The sequence below is a fragment of the Propioniciclava sp. genome, from assembly GCF_029977985.1.
Lineage (GTDB): Bacteria > Actinomycetota > Actinomycetes > Propionibacteriales > Propionibacteriaceae > Propioniciclava.
This window is the reverse complement of the sequence record NZ_JARKOT010000067.1, coordinates 26,287-43,795: the sequence shown is the minus strand read 5'-3', so window position 1 is coordinate 43,795 and position 17,509 is coordinate 26,287. Positions and strand designations below refer to the sequence as shown.

The 17,509-nt window shown below is 69.8% G+C and carries 14 protein-coding genes; 8 read left to right on the top strand and 6 right to left on the bottom strand.

Translation table 11 applies throughout. The features are described 5' to 3' along the window. Nucleotides 1-79 precede the first annotated feature (79 nt). From Q1K57_RS04185 to Q1K57_RS04155, 7 genes are all read left to right on the top strand, one after another. Entirely contained in the window at nt 80-1,327 is a 1,248-nt protein-coding gene (locus Q1K57_RS04185) for a DUF445 domain-containing protein (protein WP_300079314.1), read from the top strand. Nucleotides 1,328-1,414: 87 nt separating this feature from the next. Continuing rightward, nucleotides 1,415-2,440, top strand: coding sequence for a LacI family DNA-binding transcriptional regulator (locus Q1K57_RS04180; protein WP_300079308.1), 1,026 nt, complete (start codon nt 1,415-1,417; stop codon nt 2,438-2,440). Then, nucleotides 2,437-3,429 carry an ABC transporter permease subunit gene (locus Q1K57_RS04175; RefSeq protein ID WP_300079305.1) on the top strand — a complete coding sequence of 331 codons (993 nt, stop codon included), beginning with the start codon at nt 2,437-2,439 and terminating at the stop codon, nt 3,427-3,429. The genes Q1K57_RS04180 and Q1K57_RS04175 overlap by 4 nt, the downstream gene beginning before the upstream one ends. Nucleotides 3,430-3,434: 5 nt before the next feature. Further along, the gene (locus tag Q1K57_RS04170) at nt 3,435-4,388 is read left to right on the top strand and encodes a carbohydrate ABC transporter permease (protein WP_300079303.1); all 954 of its coding nucleotides are present in this window, start codon (nt 3,435-3,437) and stop codon (nt 4,386-4,388) included. Nucleotides 4,389-4,415: 27 nt separating this feature from the next. After that, a complete protein-coding gene (locus Q1K57_RS04165; protein WP_300079301.1) occupies nt 4,416-6,014 on the top strand; it encodes an extracellular solute-binding protein in 1,599 nt (532 codons plus the stop codon). A gap of 35 nt (nt 6,015-6,049) precedes the next feature. Next, a complete protein-coding gene (locus tag Q1K57_RS04160) occupies nt 6,050-7,375 on the top strand; it encodes a glycoside hydrolase family 32 protein (RefSeq protein WP_300079298.1) in 1,326 nt (441 codons plus the stop codon). Nucleotides 7,376-7,416: 41 nt separating this feature from the next. Beyond that, entirely contained in the window at nt 7,417-7,869 is a 453-nt protein-coding gene (locus Q1K57_RS04155) for a glutaredoxin domain-containing protein (RefSeq protein ID WP_300079296.1), read from the top strand. Here Q1K57_RS04155 and Q1K57_RS04150 read toward each other — a convergent pair. The 3 genes from Q1K57_RS04150 to Q1K57_RS04140 all read right to left on the bottom strand — a co-directional run bounded on the left by Q1K57_RS04150 (nt 7,841) and on the right by Q1K57_RS04140 (nt 12,243). Further along, nucleotides 7,841-8,965 carry a DUF2891 family protein gene (locus Q1K57_RS04150; RefSeq protein ID WP_300079293.1) on the bottom strand — a complete coding sequence of 375 codons (1,125 nt, stop codon included), beginning with the start codon at nt 8,963-8,965 and terminating at the stop codon, nt 7,841-7,843. The two genes, Q1K57_RS04155 and Q1K57_RS04150, sit on opposite strands and share 29 nt — an antisense overlap. Beyond that, on the bottom strand, nt 8,856-11,378 hold the full coding sequence (locus tag Q1K57_RS04145) for an Rne/Rng family ribonuclease (protein ID WP_300079291.1): 2,523 nt from the start codon (nt 11,376-11,378) through the stop codon (nt 8,856-8,858). The genes Q1K57_RS04150 and Q1K57_RS04145 overlap by 110 nt, the downstream gene beginning before the upstream one ends. A gap of 187 nt (nt 11,379-11,565) precedes the next feature. Beyond that, nucleotides 11,566-12,243 carry a TIGR03936 family radical SAM-associated protein gene (locus Q1K57_RS04140; RefSeq protein WP_300079289.1) on the bottom strand — a complete coding sequence of 226 codons (678 nt, stop codon included), beginning with the start codon at nt 12,241-12,243 and terminating at the stop codon, nt 11,566-11,568. 207 nt (nt 12,244-12,450) lie between these two features. On the opposite strand from Q1K57_RS04140, the gene Q1K57_RS04135 reads away from it, so the two are divergent. Continuing rightward, the gene (locus tag Q1K57_RS04135) at nt 12,451-13,707 is read left to right on the top strand and encodes a GNAT family N-acetyltransferase (RefSeq protein WP_300079287.1); all 1,257 of its coding nucleotides are present in this window, start codon (nt 12,451-12,453) and stop codon (nt 13,705-13,707) included. A gap of 29 nt (nt 13,708-13,736) precedes the next feature. On the opposite strand, the gene Q1K57_RS04130 is transcribed toward Q1K57_RS04135, so the two are convergent. The 3 genes from Q1K57_RS04130 to Q1K57_RS04120 form a co-directional block, all read right to left on the bottom strand. Beyond that, nucleotides 13,737-14,657 (bottom strand): PfkB family carbohydrate kinase, encoded by a 921-nt coding sequence (locus tag Q1K57_RS04130; protein WP_300079285.1) that lies wholly within the window; start codon nt 14,655-14,657, stop codon nt 13,737-13,739. Between the two features lie 132 nt (nt 14,658-14,789). Next, nucleotides 14,790-15,374 (bottom strand): hypothetical protein, encoded by a 585-nt coding sequence (locus tag Q1K57_RS04125; protein WP_300079283.1) that lies wholly within the window; start codon nt 15,372-15,374, stop codon nt 14,790-14,792. A 164-nt stretch (nt 15,375-15,538) separates the two neighbouring features. After that, nucleotides 15,539-17,494: a TIGR03960 family B12-binding radical SAM protein gene (locus Q1K57_RS04120; RefSeq protein ID WP_300079281.1), complete on the bottom strand. Its 1,956-nt coding sequence runs from the start codon at nt 17,492-17,494 to the stop codon at nt 15,539-15,541. Between the last annotated feature and the right edge of the window lie 15 nt (nt 17,495-17,509).

The following is a 17,509-nucleotide window of genomic DNA, read 5'->3' as shown; positions in this document are numbered from 1 at the left end:
GGGGCGAAACCGGGACGACTCGGGGACGCCACGCGCTGTCGGGCGGAAACCCCGTGGAATCCTTGGACCCGTGGATCTGATGGCCCTCTCCCCCGCCGACGAGCTCCGACGCACCCGCCTGCGCCGGATGAAGGGCGTCGCTCTGGGGCTGCTCGGCGTGGCCGCCCTCGTCTACGTCCTCACCCTGCCGCTCGACCACGCGGGCGTGTGGGGTTACGTGAACACGATGGCCGAGGCGGGCATGGTGGGCGGCCTGGCGGACTGGTTCGCCGTCACCGCCCTCTTCCGGCATCCGCTGGGCGTGCCGATCCCGCACACCGCGCTCATCCCCCGCAAGAAGGACGAACTCGCCGGCAGCCTCCAGTCCTTCTTCGCCGACAACTTCCTCACCGAGGAGATCGTGCGCGAACGCATCATGGACGCCCACCTCGCGGCCAAGGCCGGGGCGTGGGCCGAACAGGAACCCAACGCGCGCCGTTTGGTGACCGAGGGCGTCCGCATCTCCCGGGCGTTGCTCGACCGTGTGGACGACGACACCGTCCGCAGCCTCGCGACCGACGTCATCCTCCCCCGGCTCGCTCGTGAGCCGATCGCGCCGATCGCCGGGGCGCTGCTCGACGGGGTCCTCGACGACAAGTCTCACAAAGGGCTCGTCGATCTCGTCGCCCGCGAGATCCACGCCTGGCTCGTGGCGCACCCGACCGAGTTCACCGCCATCCTCCACGACCGCGCGCCGGCGTGGGCGCCCAAGTTCGTCAACCAGCGCGTCGTGAGCGTCCTCTACTGGCAGGCGGTCGACTGGGCGGCGTCCGTACGGGACAACCCGGTGCACCCGACCCGCAAGGGCCTCGACAACCTCCTGCGGCAGGTGGCAGGCGACCTGCAGCACGAGCCGCGCGTGCAGGCCAAAGCCGAGTCACTCAAGGAACGACTCCTCACCCACCCGCAAGTGGCGGAGACGGTGGTCGCCTTGTGGCAGAGCCTCAAGAACACCCTCGTCACCGCGCTCGAGGACGAACAGTCGGGCCTGTACGCCCGCGGCGTCCGCCTCGTCCAGCGGTTCGCCGACGCCCTCCAGAACGATGAGTCGCTTTCGGCCCGCGTCGACGGCGCCCTCGCGGACGCCGCCGGCTTCGGTGTCCGCACGTACGGCCGCGAGCTCAGTTCTGTCATCAGCCACACGATCCAGCGCTGGGACGGCGAGCAGGCCTCCCGCCGCATCGAGCTCTACGTGGGCCGCGACCTGCAGTTCATCCGCATCAACGGGACGGTGGTGGGCGCGCTGGCGGGGCTCGTGATCCACGCGGCCAGCCAGCTCATCACCTGAGGATCACCGCGTTGAGGGAAGGGCTTGACGCAGCCTCACCGTCCGTGCCAAGCTACGGTTATACGCATAACGCGGAAGGACCTTTCGATGGCGAAGCGCCCCACGATGGACGATGTGGCCCGGGAAGCAGAAGTCTCCCAGGCGACGGTCTCCATGGTGCTGAACGACGCGCAGGCCGGCCGGGTCTCCGACGAGACCGCCCAGCGCGTCAGGGACGCCGCCGCGCGCCTCGGCTACCGCACCAACATGCACGCGAAGGTCCTCCGCGAGGGCAAGGCCCAGATAATCGGCCTGATCGGTGACGAGGTCGCCACCTCCCCCTTCGCCGGCGCCATGATCCTCGGCGCCCAACAGCAGGCCTGGAAGCGCGGGTACGTCCTCCTCACGGTCGACACGGCCGGCTCGGCCAACCTTGAGGGCGCCGCCATCGAGATGCTCCAGTCCTACCGCGTCGCCGGCGTGCTCTACGCGGCCATGTACCACCGCATCCTCGAGGTGCCCCGGTCGCTGCGCACGGTACGCACCGTCTGCCTCAACGCCCAGGACGCCGACGGTCGCGTCCCCAGCGTGTTCCCCGACGAGGAGCGGGGCGGCCGCGAGGCCACCGAACACCTCCTCGCCGCGGGCCACCGCCGGATCGGCATCATCAACATCCAGGCCGGCGACGAGTCGCTCCCGGCAGCCACCGGCCGCCTCGTCGGCTACCGCGCGGCCCTCGAGGCCGCCGGCCTGCCGGTCGACCCCGACCTGATCCGGCACGGCCACGGCACCTACGAGGACGGCCTCAACCAGCTCCCCGGGCTCATGGAGCTCGACGACCCGCCGACCGCCATCTTCTGCGCCAACGACCGCACCGCGCTCGGCGCCTACCACGCCCTGGCTGCCCGGGGCCTCTCCGTCCCGGGTGACGTCAGCATCGTCGGCTTCGACGACCAGACGATTCTCGAGCAGATGTTCTCCCCGCGTCTGACCACCTTCCAACTGCCGCTCGCGCAGTTGGGCCGCCTCGCCGTGGACACGCTCCTCGACGGCACCAAGGGCAGTGACCGCCTCCCGGTCACCTGCTCCCTCGTCCCCCGCCAATCCGTCAGCCCAGCAAAGGTGCTCCTGTGACCGACACATCACGAGTCCCCTCGCCGCCCAACCCGGTCGCGCCACCTTCTGACGCCCCGGCCGCGGCGATCCCCACCCGCCGGAGGGTCAGCCACGCAACCCGCGTCCTTCAGTCGTGGCAGTTATACGTATTACTCGCTCCTGGCCTCATCTACCTGCTCGTCTTCAAGTACTGGCCGATGTACGGCGCGCAGATCGCGTTCCGGAACTACAACCCGTCGGCCGGGTTCCTCGGCAGCCCGTGGGTGGGCCTGGCCCACTTCGAGCGCTTCATCCAGTCGTTCCAGTTCGAGCGCCTGCTGGTGAACACCCTCACCATCAACACGATCGGCCTCCTGGCCGCCTTCCCCGTCCCGATCATCCTCGCGCTGATCGTGAACCAGCTGGCCTCGGAGAAGTTCAAGAAGTTCGTGCAGACCGTGCTGTACGCGCCCTCGTTCATCTCGGTCGTGGTCGTCGTCGGCATGATCTTCCTGCTCTTCAGCCCGGGCACCGGCCTGGTAAACAACGCGATCACCCTCATGGGCGGCCAGTCGATCTTCTTCCTCGGCGAGCCCGGCTGGTTCCGGCCGCTGTTCATCGGCTCCGACATCTGGCAGAACGCCGGCTTCTCGATGATCATCTACCTCGCTGCGCTCACCGCCATCGACCCGGCGCTCCACGAGGCGGCGAAGGTGGATGGCGCCAACAAGTTCCAGCGCATGTGGCACATCGACATCCCGAGCATCATGCCGGTCGTCTCGATCCTCTTCGTGCTCGCCATCGGCAACATCTTCAACCTGGGCTTCGAGAAGGTCTACCTGATGCAGACGCCGCTCAACCTCGAGACATCGGAAATCATCAACACCTACGTCTACAAGGCCGGCCTCCAACAGGCGCAGTTCAGCTACTCGGCTGCCATCGGCCTGTTCAACTCGGTCCTCAACCTCATCCTCCTGGTCACCTTCAACTGGGTCGCCCGGAAGTCCAACCAATCGAGCCTGTGGTGACGAACATGAACAAGACCAGCACGGCACCGGCCACCCGCGGCGCCAACGGCACCTACGACGTCCGCCGCAAGGAGTCCTTCCTCGACCGCATCGCCGACCCGGCGTTCAACGTGATCACCATCGGCATTCTGCTGCTGGCCGTCGTCGCGATCATCTACCCGCTCTACTTCATCGTCATCGCGTCGTTCTCCGACCCGAACCTCATCCAGCAGGGCCGCGTCTGGCTCCTGCCCCAAGGGTTCACGATGGAGGGCTACCAGGCCCTGCTGTCCGACCCGTCGCTGCTGCGCGGCTTCGGCAACTCGGTGCTGTACACGGGCGTCGGCACGCTGGTCAGCGTGGCCATCATCCTGATGACCGGTTATGCACTCTCTAGGCAGGACATGCCCGGCCGCAAGTTCTTCATGATCCTCTTCATCATCACGATGTTCTTCGACGGCGGCATGATCGCCCGCTACCTCGTGGTGCGCGATCTGGGCCTGCTGAACACGATGTGGGCGGTCATCCTGCCCGGCGCGGTGGGCGTCTGGAATCTCATCATCGCCCGCACCTTCTTCGAGCAGAACGTGCCCGGGGAACTGCGTGAGGCCGCCCAGCTCGACGGCGCGAACGACTTCCAGTTCTTCTTCCGCATGGCCCTGCCGCTCACCAAACCGCTGATCGCGCTCATGGCCATGACGCACATCGTCGCGTACTGGAACTCCTACTTCGACGCGATGATCTACCTGAACGACGAGACCCTCTACCCGCTGCAGCTCGTGCTCCGCAACGTGCTCATCCAGTCGCAGGCGGCCGCCGGCATGGACACCGGGTCCATCGACTCCTACGCCGCCGCCCAGCGCCTGGGCGAACTCATCAAGTACGGCATGATCGTGATCACCACGGTGCCGCTCCTCATCATCTTCCCCTTCCTCCAGAAGTACTTCGTGAAGGGCGCCACGCTCGGCGCCCTCAAGTGAAACCAACCCAGAAAGGCACCACTCACCATGATCAATCGACGAGGATTCCTCTATGGCCTGGCCGGCATCGCCCTGGGCGCCACCGTGGCCGGCTGCTCGACCGGCTCGGGCGGATCCGTCCCGACCGCTGAAGACAGCTCGGACGCCTTCGGCTTCAAGCGCGACGGCCTCCCGATCACGACCCAGCCACTGCCCCTGACCTTCTCGGGCACCAAGTCGGCGCTCGCCCCCGACTACGCCTCCATGCAGCTCGTGCAGCAATGGAAGACCGACACGAACATCGACATCACGTGGGAGAACCTTCCCGAGACGGTGTACGCCGAGCGCAAGAACCTCATGCTCGCCTCCGGTGACCTGCCTGACGCGCTGTTCAACACGGGTCTCTCCGACGCCGAGGTCGTCACCAACGGTGCCAACGGCACGCTGATCCCGCTCGAGGGTCTCATCGACGAGTACGCGCCGATCCTCAAGGGCATCCTCGACAAGCGCCCCGACATCCGGTCCGCCATCACCACGTCCGAGGGCCACATCTACACGCTGCCCGCGGTCGAGGAGCTCGGCATCCTGCCCTACCCGAACTTCCTCTACATCAACAAGACGTGGCTGGACGAGGCGGGCCTCGCGGTGCCGACGACCATCGACGAGTACAAGGCAGCCCTGGTGGCCTTCAAGGGCCGCGGCGACAACGTCATCCCGCTGTCGTTCCGCGTCGACTCCTTCTGCGCGAACGTCGCCGACCTCATCGCCGCCATCGGCGGCCTGCCCGACAACAACGACCACCGCATCGTGCAGGACGGCGAGGTCATCTTCACCGCGACGCGCGACGAGTGGAAGGCTGCCGTCAAGGAGCTCGGCGAGTGGTACGCCGAGGGCCTCATCGACGCGGAGAGCTTCTCCCAGGACGATGCCGCCTACCTCGCGAAGGGCAAGGCCGACCCGGTGCGTCTCGGCTCCTTCCTGTGGTGGGAGCTCAAGGAGGCCGTCGGCGCGGACCGTGAGGCCGACTACGCCCACGTCGGCATCCTGGAGGGCCGCAACGGCCAGAAGCTCGCGTCGGTCTCGAACTACGCCGAGATCAACCGCGGCGCCTTCGCGATCACCCGGTCGAACAAGTACCCGAACGCCACCATGCGCTGGGTGGACCGGCTCTACGACCCGGTCATGTCGGCTCAGACCGCGTGGGGCCCGATCGGCGTCACGTTGGAGGAGGATGCCAACGGCGTCCTCGTCCAGATCCCCGCGGCCGCGGGCGAGTCCGAGGGCGAGCGTCGTCAGAAGGTCGCCCCCGGTGGCCCGCGCATCACGACCGCCGAGGACTTCGAGAAGGTGGTGGCCCCCGAGCCGCGCGCCAAGGAGCGCCAGGACATCGTGAAGGAGTTCTACGCCCCTTACAAGGCCAACGACGCCTTCCCGCCGGTCATGCTCAGCAACGAGGAACTGGACCAGACCGCGCAGCCGCTGGCCGACATCAAGACCCTGGTGCAGGAGAAGTTCGCGACGTGGATCGTGCGCGGCACGATCGATGCCGAGTGGGACGCGTACCTGGCCCAGCTGAACACCCTCGGGCTCGAGCAGGTGAACAAGGTCTACCAGGACGCCTACGACCGCTACGCCGCGAACGCCTGACGCCCGCGGCGTCCGAGCAAGCCGAAGGAGGAGGCATGGCCCACCCGACCCCGCAGTACCGTCCCGAGGTGCATTTCACCCCGCGGGACACCTGGATGAACGACCCCAACGGTCTCATCCGGCACGACGGGATCTACCACCTGTACTTCCAGAACAACCCGGAGGGGGACGACTGGGGGAACATCGGGTGGGGCCACGCCACCTCCATCGACCTCATCGACTGGTGCGAACTGCCGGTCGCCATCCCCGCCACCGACCAGGAGATGGCGTTCTCCGGGTCGGCGGTGTGGGACCGCGCCAACACCTCGGGTCTCGGGGAGGGCCCCGAAGGGCCGCTCGTCGCCCTCTACACCAGTCATTCCACACCAGACCACCCCGAACACCCCCACCGCCAGGCCCAGGCGCTCGCCTGGAGCAACGACGACGGCCTCACCTGGACGCGCTACCCCGGCAACCCGGTGCTCGACCGCGGCTCGAAGGAGTTCCGCGACCCCAAGGTTTTCTGGCACGAGGAGACGGGCCGCTGGGTCATGGTGGCCGTGGAGGCCGACCGCGGCGAACTTCTCGTCCACAGCTCAGCCGACCTCATCGCGTGGCGGTTCGAGTCGTCGTTCCGGCCGAACGACGTGCCCGGCTGCCTGTGGGAGTGCCCCGACCTCGTCCGGGTGCCCGTCGAGGGCACGGACGCCGCCCGCTGGGTCCTCCTGCTGAGCACCAACCCTGCGGGGTTCGCGGGCGGCTCGGGCATGCGCTACTGGGTGGGCGACTTCGACGGCCACACCTTCACGCCCGACGAGCACCACGATCGCTGGTTCGACTTCGGCCCCGACATGTACGCCGCCGTCAGCTTCCAGGGCACGGACGAACCCACCGTCATCGGCTGGATGAGCAACTGGGCGTACGCCCGGCACGCCCCCACCCGCCCGTGGCGCTCGGCGATGACCCTCGCCCGCACCCTGTCGCTCGTCGAGACCTCCGCCGGTCCGAGGCTCCGGCAGCGCCCGGTCCTGCCCGAACCGCGCCCCGGGGTGGTCCAGTTCGGCTTCACGTTCGACGGCCCGGGCGAAGTCCGCCTCGAGTGGAGCGGACCGGAGGGCCCTACGTCCGCCGCCCTGCGCCGCCTGTCGTGCGGCTCCATGGTCTTCGACCGCTCGGACGCCGACCCTCACGGCGTCCACGCCGGTTCCGGCGACACGCCACCGATCCCCGTTCCCGAGGGCGCCGTCAGCGGCTTCCTCGTCGAGGACCACGGTCTCGTCGAGGTGTTCCTCGACGACGGCCTCGTCAGCGTGACCGCGGCAACCTTCCCCGGCACCGGCCCCGCCCGCGTGACCCTCGCCGGCGCCGTCCGCCCCGCCTGACCCGGTCCTCCCGCCCGTTCCGGTTGTGTGAGGATGGGCCTATGTCGGGCCCCGAGCGCACGCGCACCCTGGTGTCGCTGACCATCACCGGCCTGCTCGCGGTCGCGGTAGCGGCGGCGCTCGTGGGCACGGCCAACCCTGGGCAAAGGTGGGCGATTCTCGCCGGCGGCCTCCTGTTCGTAGCCGTCCTCGTGGGATGGCATGCCCGCCGCGGCAGGCACACGCCGTGGGCCCAGGCCCAGCAGCGGATCGCCCCCGGCCACGCCGTGGTGCTGTGGAAACCGGGCTGCACGTTCTGCGAGGTGCTGCTGCAGGCGCTGCGGCGCGACCCGCGGGTCACCTGGGTCAACGTGTGGGCCGACCCCGAGGCGAACACGGTTGTGCGCGCCCACAACGACGGAAACGAGGTCACGCCCACGGTCTTCGTCGGCGACCAGGTGCTCACCAACCCATCGGCCGCGCAGCTCAGGGACCTGCTGGACGCCCCCCGCTGAGTTCGGCTGCGAGCGCGTAGGTCACCAGCCAGTGGGTGGCCATGAAGTCCCCGCCGCTCACGTGGCCCGCAACCGCCGTCACCTGGGCATCGGCCGCGGCGCGCATCCGGGCGGACCGAGCGGCGTCCACCGACCCCGCCAGTTCCCGCAGGCGCCACGCCCGCGACAAAGCCAGTCCGAGCAGGTGCACGGCCTTGCCGTCGCTCGGGTCACGCACCTGAGGGACGCCGAGCAGCGGGTCGGCGTCCGTGCCGAGGGTGGGATGGAAGGCGTCCAGCCAGGCGCCGAACTCCCCCGCCGGCAGGAGGCGCCGCATCAGGGTCGCCTCGCTCAGGGCGGCCGAGAGGAAGTCGTGGCCGCCGGGCTCCCAGGCCACCGGGTAGGCGGCATCGCCCAGATAGGCGGCGCGGGCGAAGGCGTCCACGGCGGCAACCACGTCGGGGCGGCCGAGCGCACCGGCGGCGTCCCGAAGGAGCCCCAGCGAGAAGGCCGTGTTGTCGTGGGTGCCCGTGCGGATCGGGGCGTCGAGCCGAGCGAGCCAGCCGGGCAGGTGGCCGAGGACGGCCTCCGCGACGGGGGCGACGGCGCCGCCCCACCGCGTGCCGCCCGTGACCGCGGCGAGCCGCAGCGCCCACGCCCAGCCATAGGGCCGTTCGAACCCCGGACGCCGCCGGATCAGGGCCGCCTCCACGGCCGTGTTCCCGGGGAGCAGCCGCGCGTCGAGGAGCGCCTCCAGGTCGGTGCGGGTGGCCGGGGCGAGGGCGTCGGGTGCGAGTGTGAGCAGGGAGACCCCCGAGGCGAGCATGTGGACGCAGCTGTGCCAGTCGAAGCTGCCGTGGAACGCCGGGTGCAGGCGGGCCGGCGTCACGTCGACGTCGTCCGGCCCCGTCACGACGTGCTGGTCGGCCCACGGGTACACCGTGGTGACAGCTGCCACGACCGTGCTGGCCCACGCGTCCGCGGACGCCGGAGCGACGGCGTCCGGTTCACTCCTCGGTCGTGCCGGATGACTCCACCGGGGCCTCGGCCTTGTCGGCGGACGGCCGCCGGCTGCGGCTGGTGCGCCGGGTGCCGCCGCCGCTGGCGTTGCTGGCACTGCGCGACTCGCGGTCGCCGCCGTCGGCCGGCGCCTGGGTCGCGACCGGGGCGTCGTGGACGTGATAGCCGCGGCCGCCGCAGGTCTCGCACGGCACGGTGAACGCTTCGTGCAGGCCGGTGCCGATCTTCTTGCGGGTCATCTGGACAAGCCCGAGCGAGGTGACCTCGGCGACTTGGTGGCGGGTCCGGTCGCGCCCCAGGCACTCGACGAGGCGGCGCAGCAACAACTCCCGGTTGGCGGGAAGCACCATGTCGATGAAGTCGATCACGATGATGCCGCCGATGTCGCGCAGCCGCAGCTGGCGCACGATCTCCTCGGCCGCCTCGAGGTTGTTGGAGGTGACCGTGGCCTCGAGGTTGCCCTGGGTGCCGGTGAACTTGCCCGTGTTGACGTCGATGACCGTCATCGCCTCGGTGCGGTCGATGATGAGCGAGCCGCCCGAAGGCAGGTGCACCTTGCGCTCCAGCGCCTTGCTGACCTGCTCGTCGAGGCGGAACACCTCGAACAGATCGCCCTCGGTCTCGCGGTTCCAGTGCCGGAGCCGGTCCGCCAGATGCGGAGCCACGTGCGTGACGTAGGCCTCGATCATCTCCCACGCGTCCTCGCCCTGACCGTTGCCGTCGACGACGAGCGACGTGAAGTCCTCGGTGAACAGGTCTCGCACGATGCGGACCGTGAGGTCGGGCTCGGCGTAGAGCAGTTGTGGCGCACTGCCCGACTTCTTCTTCTCGATGACCTCCCACTGTGCCTTGAGCCGGTTCACGTCGCGGACGAGTTCCTCCTCCGACGCGCCCTCAGCAGCCGTGCGGACGATGACGCTCGCCTCGCTGCCGACCGCCTCGTCGAGGATGGCCTTCAGGCGCTGCCGCTCCGGATCGGGTAGCTTGCGCGAGATGCCGGACAGCTGGCCGCCCGGGCAATAGACCACATAGCGGCCGGGGATCGAGATGTGCGCGGTGAGGCGGGCACCCTTCGCGCCGACCGGATCCTTCGTCACCTGGACGAGCACCGACTGACCGCTCTTGAGCACCTTCTCGACCTTGCGGTCGTCGCCCGTGACACCGAAGCTGTCCCAATCGACCTCGCCGGCATACAGCACGGCGTTGCGGCCGCGGCCGATGTCGATGAATGCGGCCTCCATCGAGGGCAGCACGTTCTGGACGCGGCCCACGTAGATGTTGCCGATGAGCGACGCCGAACTGTCGCGATCCACGTAGTGCTCGGCGAGAACGCCGTCCTCCAACACGCCGATCTGCGTGTAGTCGTCGGCCTGCCGGATCAACATCTGGCGCTCCACCGACTCCCGCCGGGCCAAGAACTCGGCCTCGGAGAGGATCGGCGCCCGCCGGCGACCTGCGGCGCGCCCCTCGCGACGCCGCTGACGCTTGGCCTCCATGCGGGTGGATCCCTCGATGCCCGTGATCTCGTCGGACGCCGACGGCTTCGTCCGCCGCGGTTCGCGCACCTTCACCACGACGTCCACGCCGTCCTCGTCGTCGGCGGAGGTGTCCTCCCCGCGACGGCGACGCCGGCGGCGGCGGCGTCCGGACGAGCTCGAACCGCCAGTATCGTCGGCTTCTCCCTCGGACGCCTCGGCCTCGGCGTTCTCGTCGCTGTCGTCGGTCTCGTCGCCCTCGGACTCGTCATCGCCGTCGTCCTCGGGTTCGTCGCCGGTCTCCCCGTCGGCACTGCGGCGCCGGCGGCGTCCCCCGCGCCGACGGCGGCGGCGGCGCGGCGCGGAGTCACCCTCGTCGGTGGCCTCCTGATCGGCCTCGGCGTCCTCGGGCTGGTCGTCGCTGTCGGCGTCGGCGTCATCGGCTGGGGTCCCGAGGGACGCGGCCAGGTTGTCGAGCGCTGCCGCGACGTCGTCGGCGGACGCCTCGGCCTTCGGAGCCGCCTTGCGCGCCGAACGCCGGCGGCGAGTCCGCGGGGCGGCCTCCTCCGGCTGCAGCTCGGCGTCGATCTCGGCGTCGGTCTCCCGGTCCAGATCGGCCTCCAAGGCCTCCAGCGCTTCACCGACCTCGTCCGCAGCCTGCTCCTCGTCGGCCTGCGGCTCGGCGGCGTCACCCAGTCGGCCGGCCTCCTCGTCCGCCCGGACGTCTTCGGTCTCGGTCTCCTCGGACTCCTCGGACTCCTCAGTCTCCTCGGACTCGGGGGTCACAGCCTCGACGACCGGTGGGGCTGCTTCGACGGTGACCGTTTCGGCGGCCACTTCGGTCCACTCGATCTCCACGGTCTCTGGTTCAGCCTCGGGCGGCGCGATCGCGGCGGGCGCGGTCACGGGCTCGATGGCCCTGGGAGGCCCCGCCGGCCGGCTGGCGGCGCGGCGGCGCCGCCGTGGGGTCGGTTGCGTCTGGTTCTCGTCGTTGGCACCCTCGGTCGTACCGGTAGGGGCATCCGAATCGAGCATGTGCTCTCCTCACACGGCGGCAGCCCGCCGTCGAACGGTCGCCGGATCTGGGATCGCGGGCGACAAAGCCTGTTCCTGGGGTGCTGCCGCGGTCGAGTGTCCTCGTCGCGGCCTGCGCCCGGGCGGGCCGCGGGATCGCGTCCTGCCGTGGGCTCCATAGTGCCACACGGTGGGGCGATATCCCCACTCAGGTGTCGTGGTGTGCCTCGAACGGTCCCACGATGCGGTCTCCGTCCCACCTGCCCTGCGCGGTCCGGGTGAGCAGCGGGGGCTGGCCGGGGGCGAAGTCCGGTGCCACTTTCCGGAGCGCGGCGACGACGTCGTCCGGCCGCACCAGCGGAGTTCCTTGGGCCGAGACGAGGTCGAGTCCGCCCGCGGACTGCCTCAGCCGGAGTACGGCCGCCCGAGCGTCGAACGTGCGCAGCCCGTTCTTGGTCATGCGCTCGACCTCGATCGCGTCGGCGGCGAGGAACGCCGTGACAGCACGGCCGAGAACAGCGGGCGGCACGTCGGGCAAGGCGATGTGCCAGGAGGAGGTCTGGAGGGCGTCGGCCAGCCCTCCGGGGACGGCGTCCACGACATCGAGGATGAGTAGCCCGTCGGGCATGGCGGCGGCGAGGTCGGCGCGGACGGCGTCTGGGTCTCGTCGCTCGCGCAGGCCGATCTCAAGGTACTCGGCCTCCGTGGCGGCTCCGGTGGGCGCCGCGTTGGCGAAGCTGATGCGCGGGTGAGGGTTGAACCCCGAGCTGTACGCCATCGGGATGCCCGCGCGGCGGAGGGCGCGCTCGAAGGCGCGGCTGAAGTCGCGGTGGCTCGTGAACCGCGCGCGGCCGCGCTTGGCGTAGCGGACGTTCAGCTTCTGCACCGGCGGGGCCTGTTGTTCAGGTTGTTGACGCGGCGTCACGGTGGGCACCCTACCGGCTGAGTCTCGGCCTTCAGGTGCGGCCAGCTTCACACTCAGGCAGGTGCGGTCACGACGCACGAGGCAGCATGGCGTCGCAAGGCTGCGTTGAGTGTGAACGTGGCCTCACGTCGACGGTCCTCCTGCCGTTACCCCCTAGGCTGGGCGCCCGTGAACGACATCACGTATCGCCGTTTCGAGGTGCCGAACGGCCCGACCGAGGACCTTCGCGGCTGGTTCGACGCGGCCGGCATCGGCTTCCTGCAGGACCAGGCCTCCGACGAATCGCTGACCCGCTGGCGCGACGAGGTGTCCCGTGACGGCTGGCTGCTCGCCGGCGCCTACGCGCCGGCGTCGGAGTTCAGCCTGGGAGCCCACACGCCGGTGGGTACCTTCGCCACCACCACGCAGACGATCAACACCGGCGGTGGGCGCCTCACGCCTGCGTGCTTCATCACCGACGTCACCGTGCGCCCCACGCACCGGCGGCGCGGCATCCTCACGGCCATGATGAGCACCGCGCTCGAGCGGGCCAAGGCCGACGGGATCGCCCTCGCCGCGCTGACGGTGTCCGAGGGCGGCATCTACGGCCGGTTCGGCTTCGGCGTGGCGACCTCGTACACGAAGGCTGAACTTGACTCGGGGCCGCGGTTCGCCCTCACCCGGCCCGTGACCGGCCGCGTCGAACTCATCGCCCCGGAGACGTCCGTGGCGGTGCGGCGGCAGGTTTTCGACGCCTTCCACGCCACCCACCGTGGGTCGCACCAGCGGCTCGCGTTCTACGACGCCTACTTGAGCGGCCGGTGGGACTACGACAAAGGCGGCCCGGACAAGGGCATGCGCGCTGCGGTGCACCTGGATGCCGCCGGTGCGCCCGACGGCGTGGTCGCCTATTCCGTGGACGGCGAGAACGGCGTGGTGCGCGTCCGGGATCTGCTGGCGCTCACCGGGGCGGCCGAGTTGGGGTTGTGGCGGTTCCTGGCGTCGATCGACCTCACCGAGAAGGTGGAGATCCGCCGGTTGGCACCCGATTCGGCGCTGCCGTGGGCGCTGCCCAACCCGCGCCTGCTGAAGATCACCGGGGCGGGCGACTTCACTTGGCTGCGTGTCCTCGACGTCGCCGCGGCCCTCGCCGCCCGCGGCTTCGACGCCGACGGTGACGCCGCGTTCAGCGTCGACGACCGCCTCGGGCACGCAGCGGGGAGCTACGCTGTGCACGTGCGGGACGGCGTCGCGGAGGTGACACCATCCGCCGCCCACCCCACCATCGAGCTGGACGTGCGCGCCCTCGCAAGCCTCTACTTCGGACTCGTCGACGCCCGCACGCTCAGGGCGGCGGGGCAGATCAACGGTCCCAAGGACGCCGTCGCCGCCCTGGGCCATCTCTTCCGCACCGACGCCCCGGCGCACAACACGGCCGGCTTCTGAGGCCGGGAGCCCGGTGGCTGGCGGGTGGATCAGGAGAGTTCGGCGCGCGTCGGCGCGTACGCGCCGTTGTGCATCACCGTGACCCCCGACGTGCCCAGTGCCCGTTCGAGTGCGGGCTCGACCTCTGCGTACGTGGCCTCACGAAGCTTCGCACGCGCCGCGGCGGATCCGAGCAGCCCGGCGTCCAGCAGCCCGGAGATGAGGCCCGCCATGAAGGAGTCCCCCGCGCCCACGGTATCCCCCGTCGCCGTGGCCGTCTGCGGCACCGTGTGTGCCTCGTCGTCGCCGCGCAGGACGGCGGTGGCGCCCACGGGGCCACGCGTCGCGACCGCCAGGACCGGCCCCGACGCCACCCAGCGACGCAGCACATCCTCGAGCGGCTCGTCGGGGTACAACCAGGCGATGTCGTCGTCGCTGGCCTTCACGACGTCGGACAAGGCGATCAACTGCTCCACCCGCCCCAGCACGGCCTCGGGCGACTCCATGAGGGCCGGCCGGATGTTGGGGTCGTAGGACACGGTCGCGCGGTCGCGCACCGAGGACGCCACGGCGACGACCTGGGTGCCCCCCGGCTCGAGGGTGGCGGCGATGCTCCCCGTGTGCAGGTGGCCGTACCGGTCGAGATCCGGGATGTCGGGGACAGCCCACGTGAGGTCGAACGCGTAGGTGGCCTTACCCTCGTCGTCGAGGCGGGCATAGGCGACGGCCGTCTTCTCGGCGGAATCGGTGCCGGGCACGACGGTGACGCTGGCATCACCGGCCCAGGCGGCGAGGCGGTCGCCGCGCTCATCCTTGCCCCACCAAGCGCAGATGCTCGCCGGGTGCTCCAGGTTGGCCACGCCGGCCGCAACGTTGAGGAGACTGCCGCCCACGTGCTCGTTCGTTCGGTCGCCGGTCGCGACCACATCGATCAGGGCTTCACCCAGGCAGAGCACCTCTGGCGCGGACATGTCGTCTCCTCTCGCAGTGTTGCGGAGACCAGACTATCGGGCCGGCTGGCCCCTCTGGCGTCGTCCGCCGAGGGTGGGGCAATCCTCGGGCGGCGCGGCTGGCCGGCGGCAGCCGCACCGCCCGAGGTGGTTTCAGCGCAGGAACCTGTTGTGGTTGGTGATGCGCGCCCAGGTTTTCCCGACGCCCCACGTGTCACCGGACAACGTGTACGCGCAGATCAGCAGGATCAGCGCCTCGAGCCAGTGGTCGTCGAGGAACGGGTTCGTGGCGCCGCGCACCAGCTGCCCGTCGACCATCGCCGTCTGGGCGAACGGAAGTTCGGAGAGCCACATCAGCAGGACGAGGAGAGTGCCGCCCCACGCGGCGATCTTGAGGCCCGCACCGAAGATCATCGCGATGCCGATGCCGAACAGGCCGAACATGAACAGGAAGTCGCCGAACGGGTTGCCGAAGATCGGTTGCAGGATCGTTCCGAGCGGGTTCTCGATCCGCCCGATGAAGCCCTGCGCCGGCGGCGTCCCGGCGATCCATCCCTGACCGACGGGCGTCGCATACCCGAGACCGAACAGCTTGTCGAGGAACGGCCACAAGAAGAAGAAGCCGAGGACGATCCTCGCCACGGCGAGGAGCTTGCGGACGCCAGGAGACGTGACGATGTCCTCCTGGTACAGGAAGTCCGAACGGACGCGTTCGTCGCTCGACTCCCTACTGGACATGGGACCAGCCCCTTTCTGTGCGGCGGGCCTGCGGAGCGACCCGCTCCCCTCCGCAGTGTAGTGTGCTGATACGTATACCCGGTATGAGGAGGCGCGCATTTTGCGCGCTTCACTAGCGGATTCAGTTTCACTACCCTCGTCCCCCTGGGCGGGACGCCATCGGGTCAGCGGAGCACGGGGGTGATCGGCAGGAGGTGCTTGCCCGTCGGGCCGATCTGGATGGCTGTGTCGAGCTGGGGGCACACGCCGCAGTCGTAGCACGGCGTCCAGCGACAGTCCTCGACCGGCTGTTCGTCGAGCGCGTCCTGCCAGTCCTCCCACAGCCAGTCACGGTCCAGGCCGGAGTCGAGGTGATCCCACGGCAGGACCTCTGCGTAGTCGCGCTCGCGGGTGGTGTACCAATCGAGGTCGACGCCCGTCCCCGCCAGCCCCACCTCGCACGCGGCCACCCAGCGGTCATAGCTGAAGTGCTCGCTCCACCCGTCGAAGCGCCCGCCAGACCGCCAGCACGCTTCGATGACGGCCCCGACACGGCGATCGCCCCGCGACAGCAGGCCTTCGATCACCCCCGGACGCCCATCGTGGTAGCGCATGCCGATGGCACGCCCGTAGCGCTTGTCGGCGCGGATCGCGTCGCGCAGCGTCATGAGCCGGTGGTCGATCGTCTCCGCCGACGCCTGGGCGGCCCACTGGAAGGGCGTGTGCGGCTTGGGCACGAAGCCGCCGATGCTCACCGTGCACCGGATGTCGCGCGAGCCGGCCGCCTGCCGGCCGGTCTCGATCACCCGGGCGGCCATGTCGGCGATCGCCAACACGTCCTCGTCGGTCTCGGTGGGCAGGCCGCACATGAAGTACAGCTTCACCTGGCGCCACCCGTTGCCGAACGCGGTCGCGACGGTGTGGATGAGGTCGTCCTCGGTGACCATCTTGTTGATGACCTTCCGCATCCGCTCCGAGCCACCCTCGGGCGCGAACGTGAGGCCTGAACGGCGTCCGTTACGGGAGAGCTCGTTGGCGAGGTCGATGTTGAAGGCGTCCACCCGCGTGCTCGGCAGCGACAGGGATACGTTCGTACCCTCATAACGGTCGGCGAGCTCTCGGGTCACCTCGGCGATCTCGGAGTGGTCGGCCGAGCTGAGCGACAGCAATCCGACCTCCTCCAGGCCGGTCGCCGCCAGCCCGCCGGCCACCATCGTGCCGATGGTCTCGATGTTCCGTTCGCGCACCGGTCGCGTGATCATGCCCGCCTGACAGAACCGGCAGCCGCGGGTGCAGCCGCGGAAGATCTCCACCGAGTACCGCTCGTGCACCGTCTCGGCGATTGGCACGATCGGAGCCTTCGGGTAGGGCCACGCGTCGAGGTCCATGAGCGTGTGTTTGGCCACGCTGAACGGCACCCCCACACGGTTCGGCGCCACCCGCTGAATACGACCGTCTTCGGTATAGGTCACGTCGTAGAACCGCGGCACGTACGCGACGCCCTCGGCAGCCAGCCGCAGCAGGACGCCGTCGCGCCCGTCCGGTCGCCCCTCCGCCTTCCAGCCGCGGATGATCTCGCTCACCCGCAGCGACGCCTCTTCGCCGTCTCCGATGACGGCGGCGTCGATGAAGTCGGCGATGGGTTCGGGGTTGAACGCCGCGTGCCCACCGGCGACGACGAGCGGGTCGTCGACGCCCCGGTCGGCGGCATGCAGCGGGATCCGCGCCAGGTCGAGTGCCTCGAGCAGGTTCGTGTAGCCGAGTTCGGTCGAGAAGCTCACCCCGAGGACGTCGAAGGCGCCGACCGGCCGATGGTTGTCGAGGGTGAACTGCGGCAGGTCGTGTTCGCGCAGCAGCGCCGCCAGGTCGGGCCACACGGAGTACGTCCGCTCGGCGAGGACGCCCTCGGCCTCGTTGAGCACCTCGTAGAGGATCGCGACCCCCTGGTTCGGCTGACCCACCTCGTAGGCGTCGGGGTACATGAGGCACCAGCGCACGTCGCACTCATCCCACGGCTTGGTGACGGAGTTCACCTCGCCACCCACGTACTGGATCGGCTTGGCCACCCGCCCGAGCAACGGCTCGAGGAGCGGGAACAGGCTGTCGGCGCCGGCCGGGGCGCGTCGGGATGTCGCGGTCATAGGGGGCCCATGGTA